This window comes from Lactiplantibacillus modestisalitolerans, from assembly GCF_005405425.1.
Classification (GTDB): Bacteria; Bacillota; Bacilli; order Lactobacillales; family Lactobacillaceae; genus Lactiplantibacillus; species Lactiplantibacillus modestisalitolerans.
This window is the reverse complement of record NZ_BJEA01000026.1, coordinates 1-15,626: the sequence shown is the minus strand read 5'-3', so window position 1 is coordinate 15,626 and position 15,626 is coordinate 1. Positions and strand designations below refer to the sequence as shown.

The window sequence follows — 15,626 nt, the reverse complement described above, 5'->3', positions numbered from 1 at the left end:
TCATTATATCACAAAGAAAGAAGCGACCACATATGATTAAACACGAACGCGGTTATGTCTACAATTTCTCGTACCATCTTGTCTGGGTTACGAAGTATCGCAAACCTGTATTCACCACGCCTAAGCTCGTTCAGGAGATGAAAGACGCTATCCAGTATCTCGCTGACAAGCATGATGTCGAAATTCAATCTATGGAAGTCATGCCTGACTACGTACATTTGCTAGTCAGCTTCAAACCGAAACTTGCGCCCTCTGATGTCGTTAAGATACTCAAAGGGTCAAGTGCTCGCTTATGGTTCACAGCTCACCCAGAGACAAAGCGCAAACTGTGGGGCGGTCACTTATGGTCTCCTAGCTACTACATTGGGACGTTAGGCGAGATGTCTAAGCAAGTAGTCGAAGAATACATTAACAATCAACGTACAGAAAAAAGTAACGCTGGCCGCCCCTCTAAGAAGGGCAACTAACATTGTTTTTTGTTCGGCTTCATCTCGGCACTAAAGTACCGAGTTTTCGCCTTGGCTACCGAGATGTGGGAGTTAGGCTCCGTAATAAAACCGCGGGCAATTAATTAGCGGTTGCTAAGGCCCGCCGAATTTCAGCGGCATCCTGCTTCTTCCCCGTGAAGATTAGGCGGTCGCCGTACATGATCATCGTATTCCCGTTCGGGACGATCAGCTTGCGGTTCCGGATGACCTGGCTAATCGTAATTTCTTGGGCAAACGATAGGTTCTTGATTTGCACGTTGGTATAACGGTGGTTGACAACCCGGACTTCGTAGATACTGTTTTCGGTATCGTTGAGCATTAATAACGTTGACGGCGATTCAATCAACGCCCGCAGTAACGTAATGTTAGCTTCCGGTGTGTTATAAACTTCGATTCCCAGTTGTTTTAATTCGTCTTCGCGGGCATTCAGCACGTTGCGGTCTTCGAAGCGGACGATGATTCGTTTAACACCGTATTCGTGGGCGACCTTGGCAAGCTCGTAGTTCCGTTCGGCGTCAATGTGACCGAGGACGAGAATGTCAGTATCGAAAACACCGTGGTCGCGCAGGTCGGCCGCACTAAAGTTTTCCATCAAAATCACGGGCGCCTGGGCGTGGTAGGTCCGGTAGTTTTCAGGATGGTTGGTATACATCTGAATGTTGTACCAGCCCTGCTTTAACTGCTGCGCAACCGGAACGGTGCTGAGGTTGGCTCCAATAAAGTGAACTGAGGTTTTGACTAGGTCCTCCTTTTCTGCCGAGTAGAAGCGGTTAAAGATGAGTGGGGAAACGATGCAGGTCAGCAGTGCGGCTAACAGAAAGGCGCCGGACTGGTCACTGGTGATGGTTTTCATATCCTTAGCGACCCGCAAAACGGCCAAGACCATCGTCATCGTGGTTGCGCTGAGCGCGGTTCCGGCGAGGGCGTTGGCCCGCTTGAATCGGAGCCGCAGTACCCAAAAGATTGCGACTTTGGCGACCATGTAGGCTAAGAAAAATAGGGGAATCAAAATTAGCGTTTTACCGCTAGTCAGTAAGGTCCGCAGGTTCAAGTCGACCCCGGTCGTAATGAAGAAAATCGGGATAAAGAAGCCGTAACCAATTGAGTCCAGGCGTTCGCGGGTACTTTCACTTGGTTGGAGCAGCTTTAAAACGATCCCGGCAACGAACGCGCCCAGAATGTTTTCGGCCCCGACCGACTCGGCGACCGTGACCATCGTGACGATTAGAAAGAAGGCCAGCCGGATGTCGAGTTGTGTCGTTGATTTATTAATATTTTGATAGAAGCGGAAAAAGGGTTTGAACCGCAACAACAGTAGGGCGGCGACCGCCAAAATCAGGAGCAGTAACCAGAGGCTCTTGGAATTGCTGCCGAAAACTGAGGCGTAGAGCGTTAACCCCATCATGGGAACCAGTTCACCGAAGACCCCAATCAGTAAAATCGTTTGTCCAAAGGCCTTACTGAGCAGCTCCTTTTCCTTGAGGGCGGCAATCACGATTCCTAGTGAAATCGTGCCGAAGAGAATCATAGCGAGCCAGAAGTCACTAAATAGTCCGCTGACTTTAAACGCGGCGGCGAGTAATCCCGCCAGGACCACCACCGTGGCGTAGGCGTAAACGGACAGCCGGACCGGCGAGTAGGTTGATACTTGATCGGCAGTTTTCTGTTCGAGCGGCGTCATTGCTGGGCGGCGTTTTTTGAACAGGCTAAAGTCAATTTCAAGCCCACTTAAGAACAGTAGGACGATGACCCCGATGGTTGAGAGTTGGGTGATGGCGTTGGTCGTATTAACGATGCCTAAAATGCTAGGTCCCAGCACGATCCCGATGATAATTTCCATCACGGCCGTTGGTAGGCTACTAATTTTAAATTTCGCCATCACGAGCGGTACGAGCAGGGCGGCGAAAAGAATGATAACTAAAGAAACTTGATCCATATGAATACCTCGATTCGGTTAGTACACGCGTAACTGGGTGTCGTTAGAGCCCCAGAACGCTTCGTTGGCGTTTTCGTCGGTAAAGACTTGCAACATGGCGGCCACGCCGGGTGCCAGTTTATCGGGGGTGAGCGCACTAAGTGGTTGCCAACTGATGGCCCCTTCATAGGAGCCAGCCAGTAGGTCGCCGTCGTAGTTGTTGGTCGTATACAGCGTTCCGAGTGAAACGTCGCCGGCCGCGTTTTCGACCCAGGTGACCGTGCCAACTAATTTGAGTTGGTGGACGGTCAGCCCGGTTTCTTCCCGCACTTCGCGTTTGATAGCCGCCACTTGCGATTCACCGGGAGCAACATGACCGCCGGGGAAGGTTAGGCCCTGCCACTGGGCGTCGACCTTATTTTCAACGAGAACCTCACCAGTTTGGGGGTTCGTAATTAGGCACATGTTAACGAGTTCCGCGCGAACGGTCCGGTCGTGATGTTCATGCTGGGCCTTATTAGCGAGCCAGTCATTAGCTTTGTCACTGATACCAGCTAAAAACTGCCCCTTGGTTTGCGCGTAGGTCGCCGCATTATCGGCGGCCGTTTGCCGGAGGGCGGTGTACTTACGCCCATCGGTTCGGTGGGCGTTGAAGTAGTCTCGAACTGCTAATAGTTGTTGGTAGGACGCCTCGTCGGGTGTAATCAAGTAGTGGACGAGTTGTCCTTGAAAATGGGCACTAAATGTATTGGGTTGACCGGCCACCGACTTCACATGAAGTTGGTTGATCACGGCTTGGGGTTCCCTGACCAATAGTGCGATGTCGATAATTGGGCGGGCTAGTAATTGGGGCATCGCCGTGCTACCGACGTGACTACTATCGATCAGTTGTGAACCGAGTTGGTCGGCGAGTTGCGCTTGTAAGTGGGTCGCTAGCGCTTGCCAAGCCGGTTGGTAGGTCGTTAATTGAATGGTTTGCATCGAATTCCTCCGCTCTTAATCCAAAGAAAGAATACACTTTTTTGCTTAGTTTGAAAAGCAATTCGGCGTTGGACGGTGGTTACGACATTTTAATAGAAGGAATGGTGTGTCAAAACGGGCCGGCCTAAGGGTGACAGCTAATCTAAGGCAAGCAATTGGGTCAGTTTTATTAAGTCCACCAATCTTAAGAAAAAAATAGTCCGAAACGCAGTCCTTAGGGCTAGGCGGACGCGTGAAAATAAGGTATATTGTTTACATCACGCAAGAAGGGCAGGGAAAGGTATGCGGCAAAATCCGGAATGGTATTTCTGGACCAACGTTATTATGACAACGTTTTGTAGTTTGGTAGCAGTCGGCATCGTCATTGCATGGTTCGTGACGCGTTCGATTGAAACTTTTTAAATAGTAAAAACAATGATCAGATAATACAATACATAGTAAAACGACGTTCACTGAGTAATTTCAGCGAACGTCGTTTTTAAGGTTCTATACCAATTAGTGTTGATATGCCGCCAGCAGCGGGTGTAACCGGTTGGCTGGAACACTGCGGGCATCGATTTGAGCTCACTCAGAAAACCGCTGAGCAATCTCAAATTCGAGCCTTATTCTAAGCCGGAAGAACTTCACTTCCGACTAAGAATAATTTCGCAGTTGAGCCATGGTTACACCCGCTACTGACTAGTCTTGCGAGTGTGCCAAAAGTTGGTTAATGCCCACCAGCTGACGTTTCGGCTATTAACACGAGGCAACGCAAAGGGCTGTGACTTATGTCACGGTCTCTTTGCCCACTTATTCTGACAAAAGTAATCAATTTTTGAAAACTCAACTGGCATCTTCTTTGCAGATCAATACCACGTATCACAGAACTATTTCTAATAGGTAGCATTACAATCAATTAAGCTATCCGGTGGCGAAGCGTCTTGAATAGGGCGACCAATGCGGCTGGCAACATGGCGGCCAACATAATCCCAAGGAAGCACAGTGATAAGTGTCGTTGGACAAAATCGATGGAGCCGAAGAAATAGCCGAGTGAGCAACCGACTAGCACCCAAATGCCGACGCCCAGTAAATTCCAAAGGGCGAAGGACTTGGCGGGCATTTTAGACGCGCCGGCGCTTAGCGGAACGAACGTCCGAATTAATGGCACGAAGCGGCCAAACATCACGGCCTTAGCCCCGTACTTAGCAAAAAAGGCTTGCGCTTTGGCGCGCTTAGCCGCTGGTAAGCGGCGTTGTAACCAGGGTAACCGAATCAAATGGCGGCCAATTTCAAAGTTGACCGTGTCACCGATAACGGCGGCTACGAAAAAGACTGGGATCAAAACTTCAATTTGCAAGGTCGCGCCGTGTGCGGCGGCCATCGTACTAGCGAGGAAAATCAAGGATTCGCCGGGCAGGAACGGGAAAACGACCATCCCAGTTTCTAAAAAGATTACGGCAAACAGCAGAATGTAGCTCCAACTGCCGAGCGTGGTCAAAAGTGGGACGATGAGCTGTTCTAAATGGGTGAAAATCGTCAAAAAAGTTTCCAACGGCGGCGCCTCCAATCTAACTATCCTTAGTTTAAGCGGATTAAAATGAAAAAACTAGTGAAAACGGTATCATTTGCGCCGGTTTAACGAAAGCGTAACATTCATTAAACATTCTTGTCCCTTTCTTTAGCATTTCTTTATGAAACCCGCACGTCGGTGGGTTATTAATTGAGTCGGGCCGCGGATAGTGCTAAAATTATTGTTCGATATTTAGAATTGGAGGGCGTTGAATGGCTAAGTCAATTAAAGCGGCAGAGCAGGAACATTTAGACGAAGTTGTCGCAAAAATTAAAGTCGCGCAGGCGCAGCAGACTAAAACGATTTCGCGTTCGGAAGAAGACCAGGCGGCCATTAAGAAAAACTTTTATAACGACGTTAATATTAAGACCGATAGTTATGAAGGTATGATGGAAACTGGCTTGTCCGTTCGCCAACAGCAACAGTTACTGGATGAGCGGCAAAATAGTTGGCAACACGCGACCAAGCAGTTGTCGACCTTGAAAAAATTGGAGAAAAACGCGTACTTTGCGCGCTTAGACTTCCACGAGGCCGGCGAACCGAAGGCCGAAACCATCTATATTGGGCTTAGCTCGTTTTCAGATAGTCCCGACCACTTTCTGATTTACGACTGGCGGGCACCGATTTCGAGTATTTATTACGATGGTGGGCTGGGCCACGTGACCTACCAAACGCCGGACGGCCCCCAGTCGGTGGACGTCGCCTTAAAGCGGCAATTAATGATTGATGACGGGACCATCGTGACCGTGTACGATACGGACGAAGCGGTCGGTGATTCAATGTTACTAGAAGTGCTGGATGAAAAGTCATCTACGAAAATGAAGAGTATCGTGACGACGATTCAAAAGGAACAGAACACGATTATCCGCGATACCAGTTCGGACTTGTTGTTCGTGCAGGGGGCGGCCGGTTCCGGGAAAACCTCGTCGGTGCTTCAGCGGGTCGCGTACTTATTGTACCGTTACCGGGGCAACTTGACGGCCGGCCAGGTCATCTTGTTCTCACCGAACCAGTTATTTAATGATTATATTAACCAGGTGTTGCCAGAACTGGGCGAGCAAAACATGGTCCAGATGACGTATTACCAGTACGCATCGTACCGCTTGCCACGGATGCAGGTGGAAACGTTGCAGCAGCGCTTTGAAACGGAGAACACGCCGGCTGCGGCTAAGGTTACCAAATTGGAAGGAAGCTTAGCTTACTTTGACGCGGTGACGACGTACGGCCGTCACTTGGAGCAGGCCGACATGCGTTTCCGCAACATTACGTTGAACGATGAGGTCCTGATTCCGCGCACTAAAATTAAAGAAATCTACTATTCGTTTAACCATAACTACCACTTGGGGAACCGCTTGTCGGCGACCAAGGAGGCGTTGATTAAGATTTTAAATCGGAAGGTTGAATCTGAAATGCGCAGTAAGTGGGTGGAAGAAACGGTCCAGGACCTCTCCCGCGAAGAATTGAACCAATTATACGGGAACCACCCGCGGGAATTTAAAAACGCGGACCAAGAATTTAAGTTTCTCGCGCGCAAAATTGTGATGCAGAAGTTGGGGCAGGCCCGGACGCAGATCGTGCGCAACCGCTTCCTCAGCATTAATTTACAGTACGCCCATTTCTTACGGGAGGTGCCGAAGATTATCGACCTCGCGCGCTACGACCTGACCCAGTCAGAATGGGATGCGGCCGTAGAAGCCAAGCTTGACAGTATCAAGGAACGCCGAATCTCACTGACGACGGTCTCGACTTACATGTACTTGCACGATTTAATGACCGGTAAGAAGGGCCAGCAGGATATTCGCTTCGTTTTCTTGGATGAAATTCAGGATTACAACGCCTTTCAGTTGGCGTTCTTGAAGTTCAGTTTCCCGAAGGCCCGCTTTACGATGCTGGGGGACTTGAACCAGGCGATTTTCACGAAGGAAAATAGTCATACGCTGATTCAGGAATTGGCAACGCTGTTTGATCCGGACAAGACCCGGGTCGTGCAGTTGACCAAGTCCTACCGGTCAACGCAACAGATTACCGACTTTACCAAGGAGATTCTGGTAAACGGTGAGGCCGTGACCGCCTTTGACCGGCAGGGCGATTTGCCGAACGCGGTTGTGACGACCACCTTTGAGCAGGGCGTTGACCAGGTCGTGGCGCAGTTGGCGGCGAATAAGTCGGACCGCGATACAACTGCCATTATTGGCAAGACGCTGGCGGAGTGCGAGCGGTTGACGGACGCCTTGCAGGCTCGCGGTGAAAAGGTGACGTTGATTCGGACTGAAAACCAGCGCTTGGCGCCCGGGGTAATCGTCGTGCCATCCTTCTTAGCGAAGGGATTGGAATTCGACGCGGTCATTGTGTGGAACGCGAATACTACCAATTACCACCGCGAAGATGAACGGCAGCTATTATATACGATCTGTTCACGGGCGATGCACGAATTGACGCTGGTTGCGGTTGGGGGCCTTTCTCCACTGTTGGACCACGTGAGTGCGGAACGGTATGAGCGGACGGAAATTGAATAAAAGCTTTTAAAATGAGGACTCAATGCGGATTAGCGCGTTGGGTCTTTTTTTGAAAACAAGCAAGTGCAAGCGCTTTCTGAAATTAGTTAAGTTACTTATAATTTAGGTACATATATTTAAACCAATTATTGATTAATTTGACGAACACTTTGGAGGTGCTACTTGTGAAACGCAAGCAAGTTGAAGGGGTGCGCACGATAACCAATAATCACCGTTTTTGGTTAGTAACGGGTGCAACGTTGTTAATGTGGCAGGTTAGTGGTCAGGTCGCCAAAGCGGACCAGATGCCGGTCAGTGGGGATGACCAGCAGGCAACGAAAGCGACAATTCAAAATCAGGGGTTAACAACCGATGAGACGTATCAAATGCAGGCGAGTGGGGCGGCACCTGCTGGCTTGGAAGTTGCGGCTCAATCGGATACGGGCCATGAAGCGTCGACGTTAGATGATTTAACGGATAAGGAGAAATTAGAGGCCCAGTCCGGCGCTAACATAGCTGAATCATCAGCAGCAAGTGAATCAAAATCAGCGGCTTCGGTTGTTGAAGAACCCAACCTAAAGCTGGCTAATACTGGTCAACAAGGCTCAGAATCTGAAACATCAGTACCGAGCGCCGCCGGAAAAGTAGAAACGGAAGTGGACGTGGGTACTGATTTGAATGAGCAGTCTGAGGAGAGCCAAGCCGATGCGGCAGTAGTAAATTTGGAAAGTACTAGTGCGACCGTTACTCCACAGAAAGCAATGATGGCGGCTGAAGAGCCTGTATCGGCAACTGAAGAACCGGTATCGCCAGCGGTCCATTATCAGGGCTTTGATGACGCTGATGAGAGTTTGCGCGGGATGATGGGAACTTGTGAGTGGTGGATTGACAGTAGAAATATATTACACATTGGTGCAGGACAGCTGACTAACACTAATGTTGTGGTTGATAACGAGGGAAAGGTTATCGACTGGGGAAATCTAGTGTGGCAAAAACGTTTGGAAGAACAAGGAACACATAGTGTCCCACCACTTGCTTTTGAGGGTGATGTTTATTTAGATGAGGATGCTAGTTATCTTTTTGCAGGCACAGGCATTAGATCATTCACAAAAGATAATTTTAATTTGGTCCATACAGAACTAACTCGAAATATGTCCGGTATGTTTTATAAAGCTAGTTACTATGATGATATCCCTTTAAGTATTATGAGCTTTGATATGAAAAATGTTACGGACACATCGTATATGTTTTCTGAAATGCGGGGATTAATGGGTGTAATTCTTCCAGATTTAACGATTAATAAAATTGTAAATATGTCAAACATGTTTAGTGGAAATGATAGTATTACAAGCATAAATTTAGAAAATTTAAGTACAAATTATGCAATGGATATGTCATACATGTTTGCTAATTGTGAGTCAATTAATGAATTAAATGTTGCGCATTTTGATACGAGTAGAGTAACTAATATGTCACACATGTTTAGTCGTGTTTATCGGGTCTTGAAATTAAATCTTTTAAATTGGGATACGAGCCGTGTAACGGATATGTCATATATGTTTGAATTTTGTAGTGTATTAGAAGAATTGGATGTTTCCTCTCTTGATACCAGTCAAGTACGTGATATGTCAGGTATGTTTCATGGAATGTTTGATTATTTTGATGGCCAAAAAATAGTTGGTTTGAATAGATTTGATACTAGTAAAGTGACAAACATGTCAGAAATGTTTAGCTCATTACGGTTAAACACTGGTGTTGAGTTAGACCTATCTGGGTTTAATACTGAAAATGTAATAAACATGTCAGAAATGTTTTCGCATATTGGCTATTTTAATCAGGATTGGTTGCAATATTTAAATACGAGTAACGTTGTTGATATGTCCGGCATGTTTTCGCATATTTCTTCCCTAATTAAATGGAATCCAAAGAATTTCGATACGCACAATGTTCAAAATATGGCGGATTTTCTAGCAGACAATGAAAATCTAGCAATGATTGACGTTGCTTGTTTGGATACAGGCCGTGTAACCAATATGAGTCAGATCTTTTTTCAGAATTATAAATTAACCGAAATACTTAATTTATCAATGTTGAATGTGGAGCAAGTTATAAATGCAACTCGAATGTTTACACTAAATCCCGCATTAGAAAGCTTGGATTTATCTTCCTTTGATTTAAGAAATAGTCAATTACAGCGTAGTGTACCGGAGGAGCCATTTTTAGCTTTTAACATGATTGGTACGATTATCCCTGTAGATACACCAGGACTGCCATTAACAAATTTAAAATTAATTAGCCTCCATAAGAATACTAGACTGGCAATAGGTCGTTTAAACAGTATGGATGATTTTTTGGATGGTGGTCTAGAGGCTAATCCGCAATACGAAAGTATGACTTTAGAAGAATTTGCGGAAGGGGTAGGATATAATATTGAAAAAATACGCTTATTCTTTACGGCTGGTCTTAACGATGCCGAAGGACCCACAGAGACTTGGGTAAACACGCGGACGGGTGAAAAACTTTCAGCAGCAGATTTAATGTACCGCTACAGCGATGAAAACGCCGCCCTCGCCACCACCGATACTTGGACCTGGTCCGGTGAAATTACTGGTCAAGATACCCAAGTGATTGTGGGTCACGATACGAGTTGGACGCCCGCTCAAAACTTCAAGGCGGCTTTGGACAATGAAAATCAAGCGCATTCCTTGGCAGACCTAAGCGTAACGATTGTTGATAATGCGACGGGCGCAACCGTGGCTTATGAAGATTTAGATTTAACTAAGGCGGGTACTTATACGGTGACTTACCGCTATGTTGGTACGGATGGTCTGATGCAGGCTCTCACTAACACGACCTTAACGGTGGCTGAAAACCAAGCTAGCATTACCGCGCCCACCCAAGTCGTGCAACTAAACGGTACTTGGATACCGAAGACCAACGTTCAGGCGACAAATGCAGATGGTACGGAGCTGGATTTAGCTCAACTTGAAGTGACGGGGAACGTCCAAACTGATACGCCGGGTGTTTACACCATTACCTATACCTTTACTGATCAGGTGGGCAACCTGGTGACTGCCAACCAAGCCGTGATTGTTAACGGCCTAACGTTGAAGGCAGCCCAATTTGAGCTGACCACCGATGACCAGTGGCAACCACTAAGTAACCTTGATCAGGCGGTCGATGCGGATGGTCATTCTGCGTTGGGGGCAGTTGAGTATCTGATACTCGATGCTAATCAGGATGCCGTTGATAAGTTAAACCGTCCCGGCGCTTATACCGTACACTACTGGTTTAAAGACGCTCAGGGGGTCCATACGGTTGACATGCCTTTGACGGTCAAAGCCGGAACAAACTACGCAAGCCTAACCGTTGAACCGGACGTCGTTCACTACTACGTCGGCGATGAAGTGGACCCCGCGGCGTGGTTTGTGGCAGCCGTTGATTCGGATCAAACACCGCTGACGCTGGCGGCGGTAACCGTTCAGAACATGGTTGATTCAAGCAAGGCCGGCAGCTATAAAATTAATTATAGTTTCACGGATTTATTTGGCGAAACGCACGTTCAAACGGTGGCGGTACAAGTTGTTGAGAGTCAGTCGACGATTGAACTTAAAGCGGACCATTTAATCAGCTACGTCAAGGATCCCGTAGACGCAAGCGCAAACGTACTCCGGGTAACGGATGCGGACGGCACACCGGTTTCTGTTGACCAACTGACGATTAGTAAAGTGGACCTAACCGCACCCGGTGAACAAGTTATTACCTATGCGTTTACTGATTTACGGGGACAGCTGATTGAACAAGCCGTTCAATTAACGGTGAAGGTTAGTGAAGCTGGTTTAACGGTCAAGGAAACGGCGGTTGCGTTTCGGGCCGGTGCTGACTGGAGTCCGCGGACTAATATTGAAAGCGCTACCAGTGTTGAAGGCGCAGCCGTTGATTTCGAGGAAGTAACGATTGAAGCGGTTAATGGCGAATTTCACCCGAACGTGGCGGGCGAGTATCAGTTACGTTATCGCTACGTCGACCGGCAAGGTCAAGCCCACGACCAGCTGGTCACGGTAGCCGTGGCAGAAAATTTAGCTAACTTGGCGTTAACCCAAACCGATGTCATTATCTGGGTCGGCGAAGACTGGCAACCCGCAACCTACGTTGAAACGGCTACCGACGTTGATGGTCAGCCAATTGCGTGGGCGGTTGAGGGCACGGTCAATCCGAACGTTGCCAGCGATGACCCCATCACGGTCACGTACAGCTTCAAAGACGCCCATGGTGAGCTGCATCGTGCTAGTTTACAGGTACACGTTTTAGCTGACCAGGCGCAACTGCAATTAACGACTACCGAACCAGTTGAATTACGGGTCGGTGCTGATTGGCAGGCCCAGGATTACTTCCTGTTGGCCCAAGATGCCGATGGCCGCACGGTTCCGTTTAACGAAATTACAGTGGAAGACCCGGTTACCACGACGACCACGGGTGCGTTTTTTGTGACGTACCAGTTTACGGATCAACGGGGGCAATTCCATCAAAAAACGCTCCCAGTTAACGTTTTAGCCAACTTAGCTAGTTTGGAAGTGAACGCGGCGGCAGAAATTTGGAGTGGGGACGCTTGGTCCTCCGAAACCAATCTGTTAACCGCGCAAGACGTTGACGGAAGTACGCTTCCATTTGATCAGCTGACGGTTCAGGGGGTTCCGGCGGATTTGACGCAGCCGGGGACCTATCAAATTAGTTATCAATTTGAGGATCGGCATGGTGAAATTCACCGAGACGCAACCACGCTAACCGTCCATGCCAATCAAGCGGGCTTGCGGTTAACGGATAGTGTTATTCAAAAGTATGCGGGAGCTGAATGGACGCCAGCATCGAATCTGGCGGCAGCTACCGACGTCAACGGGAACGCCGTGAATTGGGATCAAATTCACGTTGAAGGCATTTACGATTTGACGCAACCGGGCGAATATCAGCTTGTTTATTGCTTTACTGATCGGCAGGGGCGGGTGCAATCCGCACCGTTGACCCTAACGGTTAAAGAAAATCTGGCTAGCATTGAGGCGGTCGCTAGTGCGGTTGAGCTATGGACGGGAACGGAATGGCATCCGCGGGCTAATTTGGCGCGGGCGACCGACGTTGACGGTACGGACCGGACGCAAGATGTTCAGGTGACCGTGACGAAGTTGGTGCTGACGCGGATGCGCCAACGGTCAGCGGCCTTGACTGAACTTGATACGAGTCAACCGGGACGCTATCAGGTGACGTACTCGTTTACGGATGCGTTGCAACACCAACAAAAGTTAGTAACTACGGTGATGGTTAAACAAAATCAGGCTAAGTTGACGCTGAAACAGTCCCAAGTTCAGCGGTACCTTGATGAAGCGTGGGACCCAGTGAAGAACGTTGACGTGGCGGTCAATTCTGATGGTCAAGCGGCATTGAATTTGATTAAGATTGATACGCAGGCGGTTGATTGGACCGCGGCGGGGGATTACCTGGTGACGTATACGTTTACTGATCAAGCGGGTAATCTGGTGCAGGCCGAAGCTGAGTTAGCGCTGTTGGCCGACCAGGCGGCTTTACAGTTGAAGCAAAACGACGTCACTATTAAGGCTGGTACTTCGTGGGACCCAGCGGCTAACGTGGCGGTGGCTCAGGATTCAAATGGTCAGGAGCTTGTTCCGGTAATTGAAACGAATCTGGACACGGCAATGCCCGGAACGTACCTCGTCACGTACCAGTTCACGGATCTTCGCGGTAAGAGTCATCAGGCGCAAACAAGCGTGGTTGTCGAGAGTCAAGCCGCATTCAGATTAAAGCAGTCCCAGATTCAGCGGTACCTTGATGAAGCGTGGGACCCACTGAAAAACGTTGAAGTGGCGCTAGACGTGGATGGGAGCGTGGCCTTGGACCACGTTCAGGCTGATACCCAAACGGTCGATTGGCAAACACCAGGCACTTATTTAGTGGTCTACACGTTGACTGACTATGCCGGTACGACGTGGACCGGTGAAACTGAATTGACGTTGATGGCTGACCAGTCGGCCTTAACGTTGAAGGAAAGTAGTATCACTATTAAAGCCGGCGCGTCGTGGACCCCGGCGGCTAACGTGGTGGTAGCTCAAGATGTAGATGGCACGCCAGTAACGCCGATAATTAAAACTGATCTGGACACGACGATGCCCGGTACTTATGGAATTACCTACCAGTTTACGGATCGTCGTGGAAACGCGCACCAAGCAAAAACAAGCGTGCGTGTAGAAAGTCAAGCTGCATTCAAATTAAAGCAGTCCCAAGTTCAGCGGTACCTTGATGAAACGTGGGACCCACTGACGAACGTTGAAGTGGCGCTAGACGTGGACGGGAGCGCGGCCTTAGAACTAGTTCAAGTTGATGCGCAAACCATTGATTGGCAAACACCAGGCACTTATTTAGTTTCCTACAAGTTGACTGACTATGCCGGTGTAACTTGGACTGGTCAAACTGAATTGACGTTAATGGCTGATCAGGCGGCCTTAAAGTTGAAGCAAAACCAGGTCATAATCAAAGCCGGCACGCCGTGGATCCCAGTCGCTAACGTTGAGGTAGCTCGTGATGTAGATGGAACCGCGGTCGGACCAACGATTGAAACGAATCTGGACACGATGATGCCCGGAACGTACCTCGTCACGTACCAGCTCACGGATCTTCGCGGTAAGAGTCATCAGGCACAAACGAGTGTGGTTGTCGAGAGTCAAGCCGCATTCAGATTAAAGCAGTCCCAAATTCAGCGGTACCTTGATGAAACGTGGGACCCACTGATGAACGTTGAAGTGGCGTTAGACGTGGACGGGAGCGTGGCCTTGGACCACGTTCAGGCCGACACCCAAACGGTCGATTGGCAAACACCGGGCACTTATTTAGTGGCCTACACGTTGACTGATTATGCCGGTACGACGTGGACCGGTGAAACTGAATTGACGTTGATGGCTGATCAAGCGGCGCTAACGTTGAAGGAAAATAAGATTACCGTTAAAGCTGGTACGTCGTGGGTTCCAGCCGATAACGTCGCGGTCGCCCGAAATTCCGATGGAACGGTGGTCAAACCGATTGTTGAAACGGACCTGGATACCAAGGTTCCCGGAACGTATCAAGTAAACTATCAATTTACGGATCGTCGTGGCCGCGTTCATCAGGACCAGGCTCGTGTCACCGTTGAAAGCCAAGTCGCCTTAAGCTTGAAGCAAACGCAAATTCAACGCTACCTTGATGAAAGCTGGAATCCCTTATTGAACGTTGAGCAGGCGGTCGATGTGGATGGTCAGTCAGTCATGGAAGCCGTTAAGGTTGATACGCAGGAAGTCGATTGGAATACTGCTGGTAAATATTCGGTTATTTATACGTTGACAGACCAATTAGGACAGACGTGGGTTGCTAAGGCTGAATTGACGTTAATGGCTGATCAGGCGGCCTTAAAGTTGAAGCAAAACCAGGTAACAATCAAAGCCGGCACGTCATGGGCCCCAGCCGATAACATTGAGGTAGCTCAGGATGTAGATGGAACCGCGGTCGGACCAACGATTGAAACGAATCTGGACACGGCGATGCCCGGAACGTACCTCGTCACGTACCAGTTCACGGATCGTCGCGGCAATAGTCATCAGGCGCAAACGAAAGTAACTGTGGCGAGTCAGGCGGTGTTGCAAGTGAGCGCTGCAACGGTTGATTTGCGGACGGGGGCGACTTGGAACCCGCTGACCAACGTTAGTGTGGTGCGGGGCGTGACCGGCGAAGCGGTACCGACGAGTGCCGTGAAGGTGCGCGGCGCGCTAGATTTGCAAACGGTGGGACGCTACTTGCTGACGTACGAGTATCGCGATGCTATCAACCATTTGCACACGGCAACGACGACCGTTAACGTAGAAGCCAACTTAGCAAAAATAACGTTAAACGCAACCCAGGTGCAGTTAGCGTTTGGCGCGACTTGGGAGCCGCGGCAGAATTTGAAGCTGGTTACCGACGTTGATGGGACCGTAGTGGCACCAGCAGCCGTGCAGGTTACGGGTGTGGTTGATACGGCGACGGCTGGGGACTATCAGGTGACGTATGCCTTTACGGATCAGTATGGTCAATTGCATACGGCGCTGGCGGCGGTGAGCGTAGTGATACCGACGCCAGAGCCAGAGCCAGAGCCAGAGCCAGAGCCAGAGCCAGAGCCAGAGCCA

The 15,626-nt window shown here is 49.1% G+C and carries 6 protein-coding genes; 3 read left to right on the top strand and 3 right to left on the bottom strand.

Annotated features, from left to right (window positions below; translation table 11 throughout):
* Positions 1–32 precede the first annotated feature (32 nt).
* The gene (gene tnpA / locus FFM79_RS12160) at positions 33–467 is read left to right on the top strand and encodes an IS200/IS605 family transposase (RefSeq protein WP_137643752.1); all 435 of its coding nucleotides are present in this window, start codon (positions 33–35) and stop codon (positions 465–467) included.
* A 100-nt stretch (positions 468–567) separates the two neighbouring features.
* On the opposite strand, the gene FFM79_RS12155 is transcribed toward tnpA, so the two are convergent.
* From FFM79_RS12155 to FFM79_RS12145, 3 genes are all read right to left on the bottom strand, one after another.
* A complete protein-coding gene (locus FFM79_RS12155) occupies positions 568–2,424 on the bottom strand; it encodes a cation:proton antiporter family protein (RefSeq protein ID WP_137643751.1) in 1,857 nt (618 codons plus the stop codon).
* A gap of 18 nt (positions 2,425–2,442) precedes the next feature.
* Positions 2,443–3,384, bottom strand: coding sequence for a GrpB family protein (locus tag FFM79_RS12150; RefSeq protein ID WP_137643750.1), 942 nt, complete (start codon positions 3,382–3,384; stop codon positions 2,443–2,445).
* A gap of 895 nt (positions 3,385–4,279) precedes the next feature.
* Positions 4,280–4,915, bottom strand: coding sequence for a VTT domain-containing protein (locus FFM79_RS12145; RefSeq protein ID WP_137643749.1), 636 nt, complete (start codon positions 4,913–4,915; stop codon positions 4,280–4,282).
* Positions 4,916–5,145: 230 nt separating this feature from the next.
* Here FFM79_RS12145 and helD point away from each other — a divergent pair, with 230 nt between their 5' ends.
* Positions 5,146–7,449: an RNA polymerase recycling motor HelD gene (helD, locus tag FFM79_RS12140; protein WP_137643748.1), complete on the top strand. Its 2,304-nt coding sequence runs from the start codon at positions 5,146–5,148 to the stop codon at positions 7,447–7,449.
* Between the two features lie 164 nt (positions 7,450–7,613).
* Positions 7,614–15,626 (top strand): immunoglobulin-like domain-containing protein (locus FFM79_RS12135; RefSeq protein WP_137643747.1); only part of this gene is annotated, 8,013 nt, incomplete at its 3' end.

Coding starts and splice junctions, on each gene's coding strand:
- tnpA (WP_137643752.1), top strand. CDS start 33: ATGATTAAACACGAACGCGGTTATGTCTACAATTTCTCGTACCATCTT.
- FFM79_RS12155 (WP_137643751.1), bottom strand. CDS start 2,424: ATGGATCAAGTTTCTTTAGTTATCATTCTTTTCGCCGCCCTGCTCGTA.
- FFM79_RS12150 (WP_137643750.1), bottom strand. CDS start 3,384: ATGCAAACCATTCAATTAACGACCTACCAACCGGCTTGGCAAGCGCTA.
- helD (WP_137643748.1), top strand. CDS start 5,146: ATGGCTAAGTCAATTAAAGCGGCAGAGCAGGAACATTTAGACGAAGTT.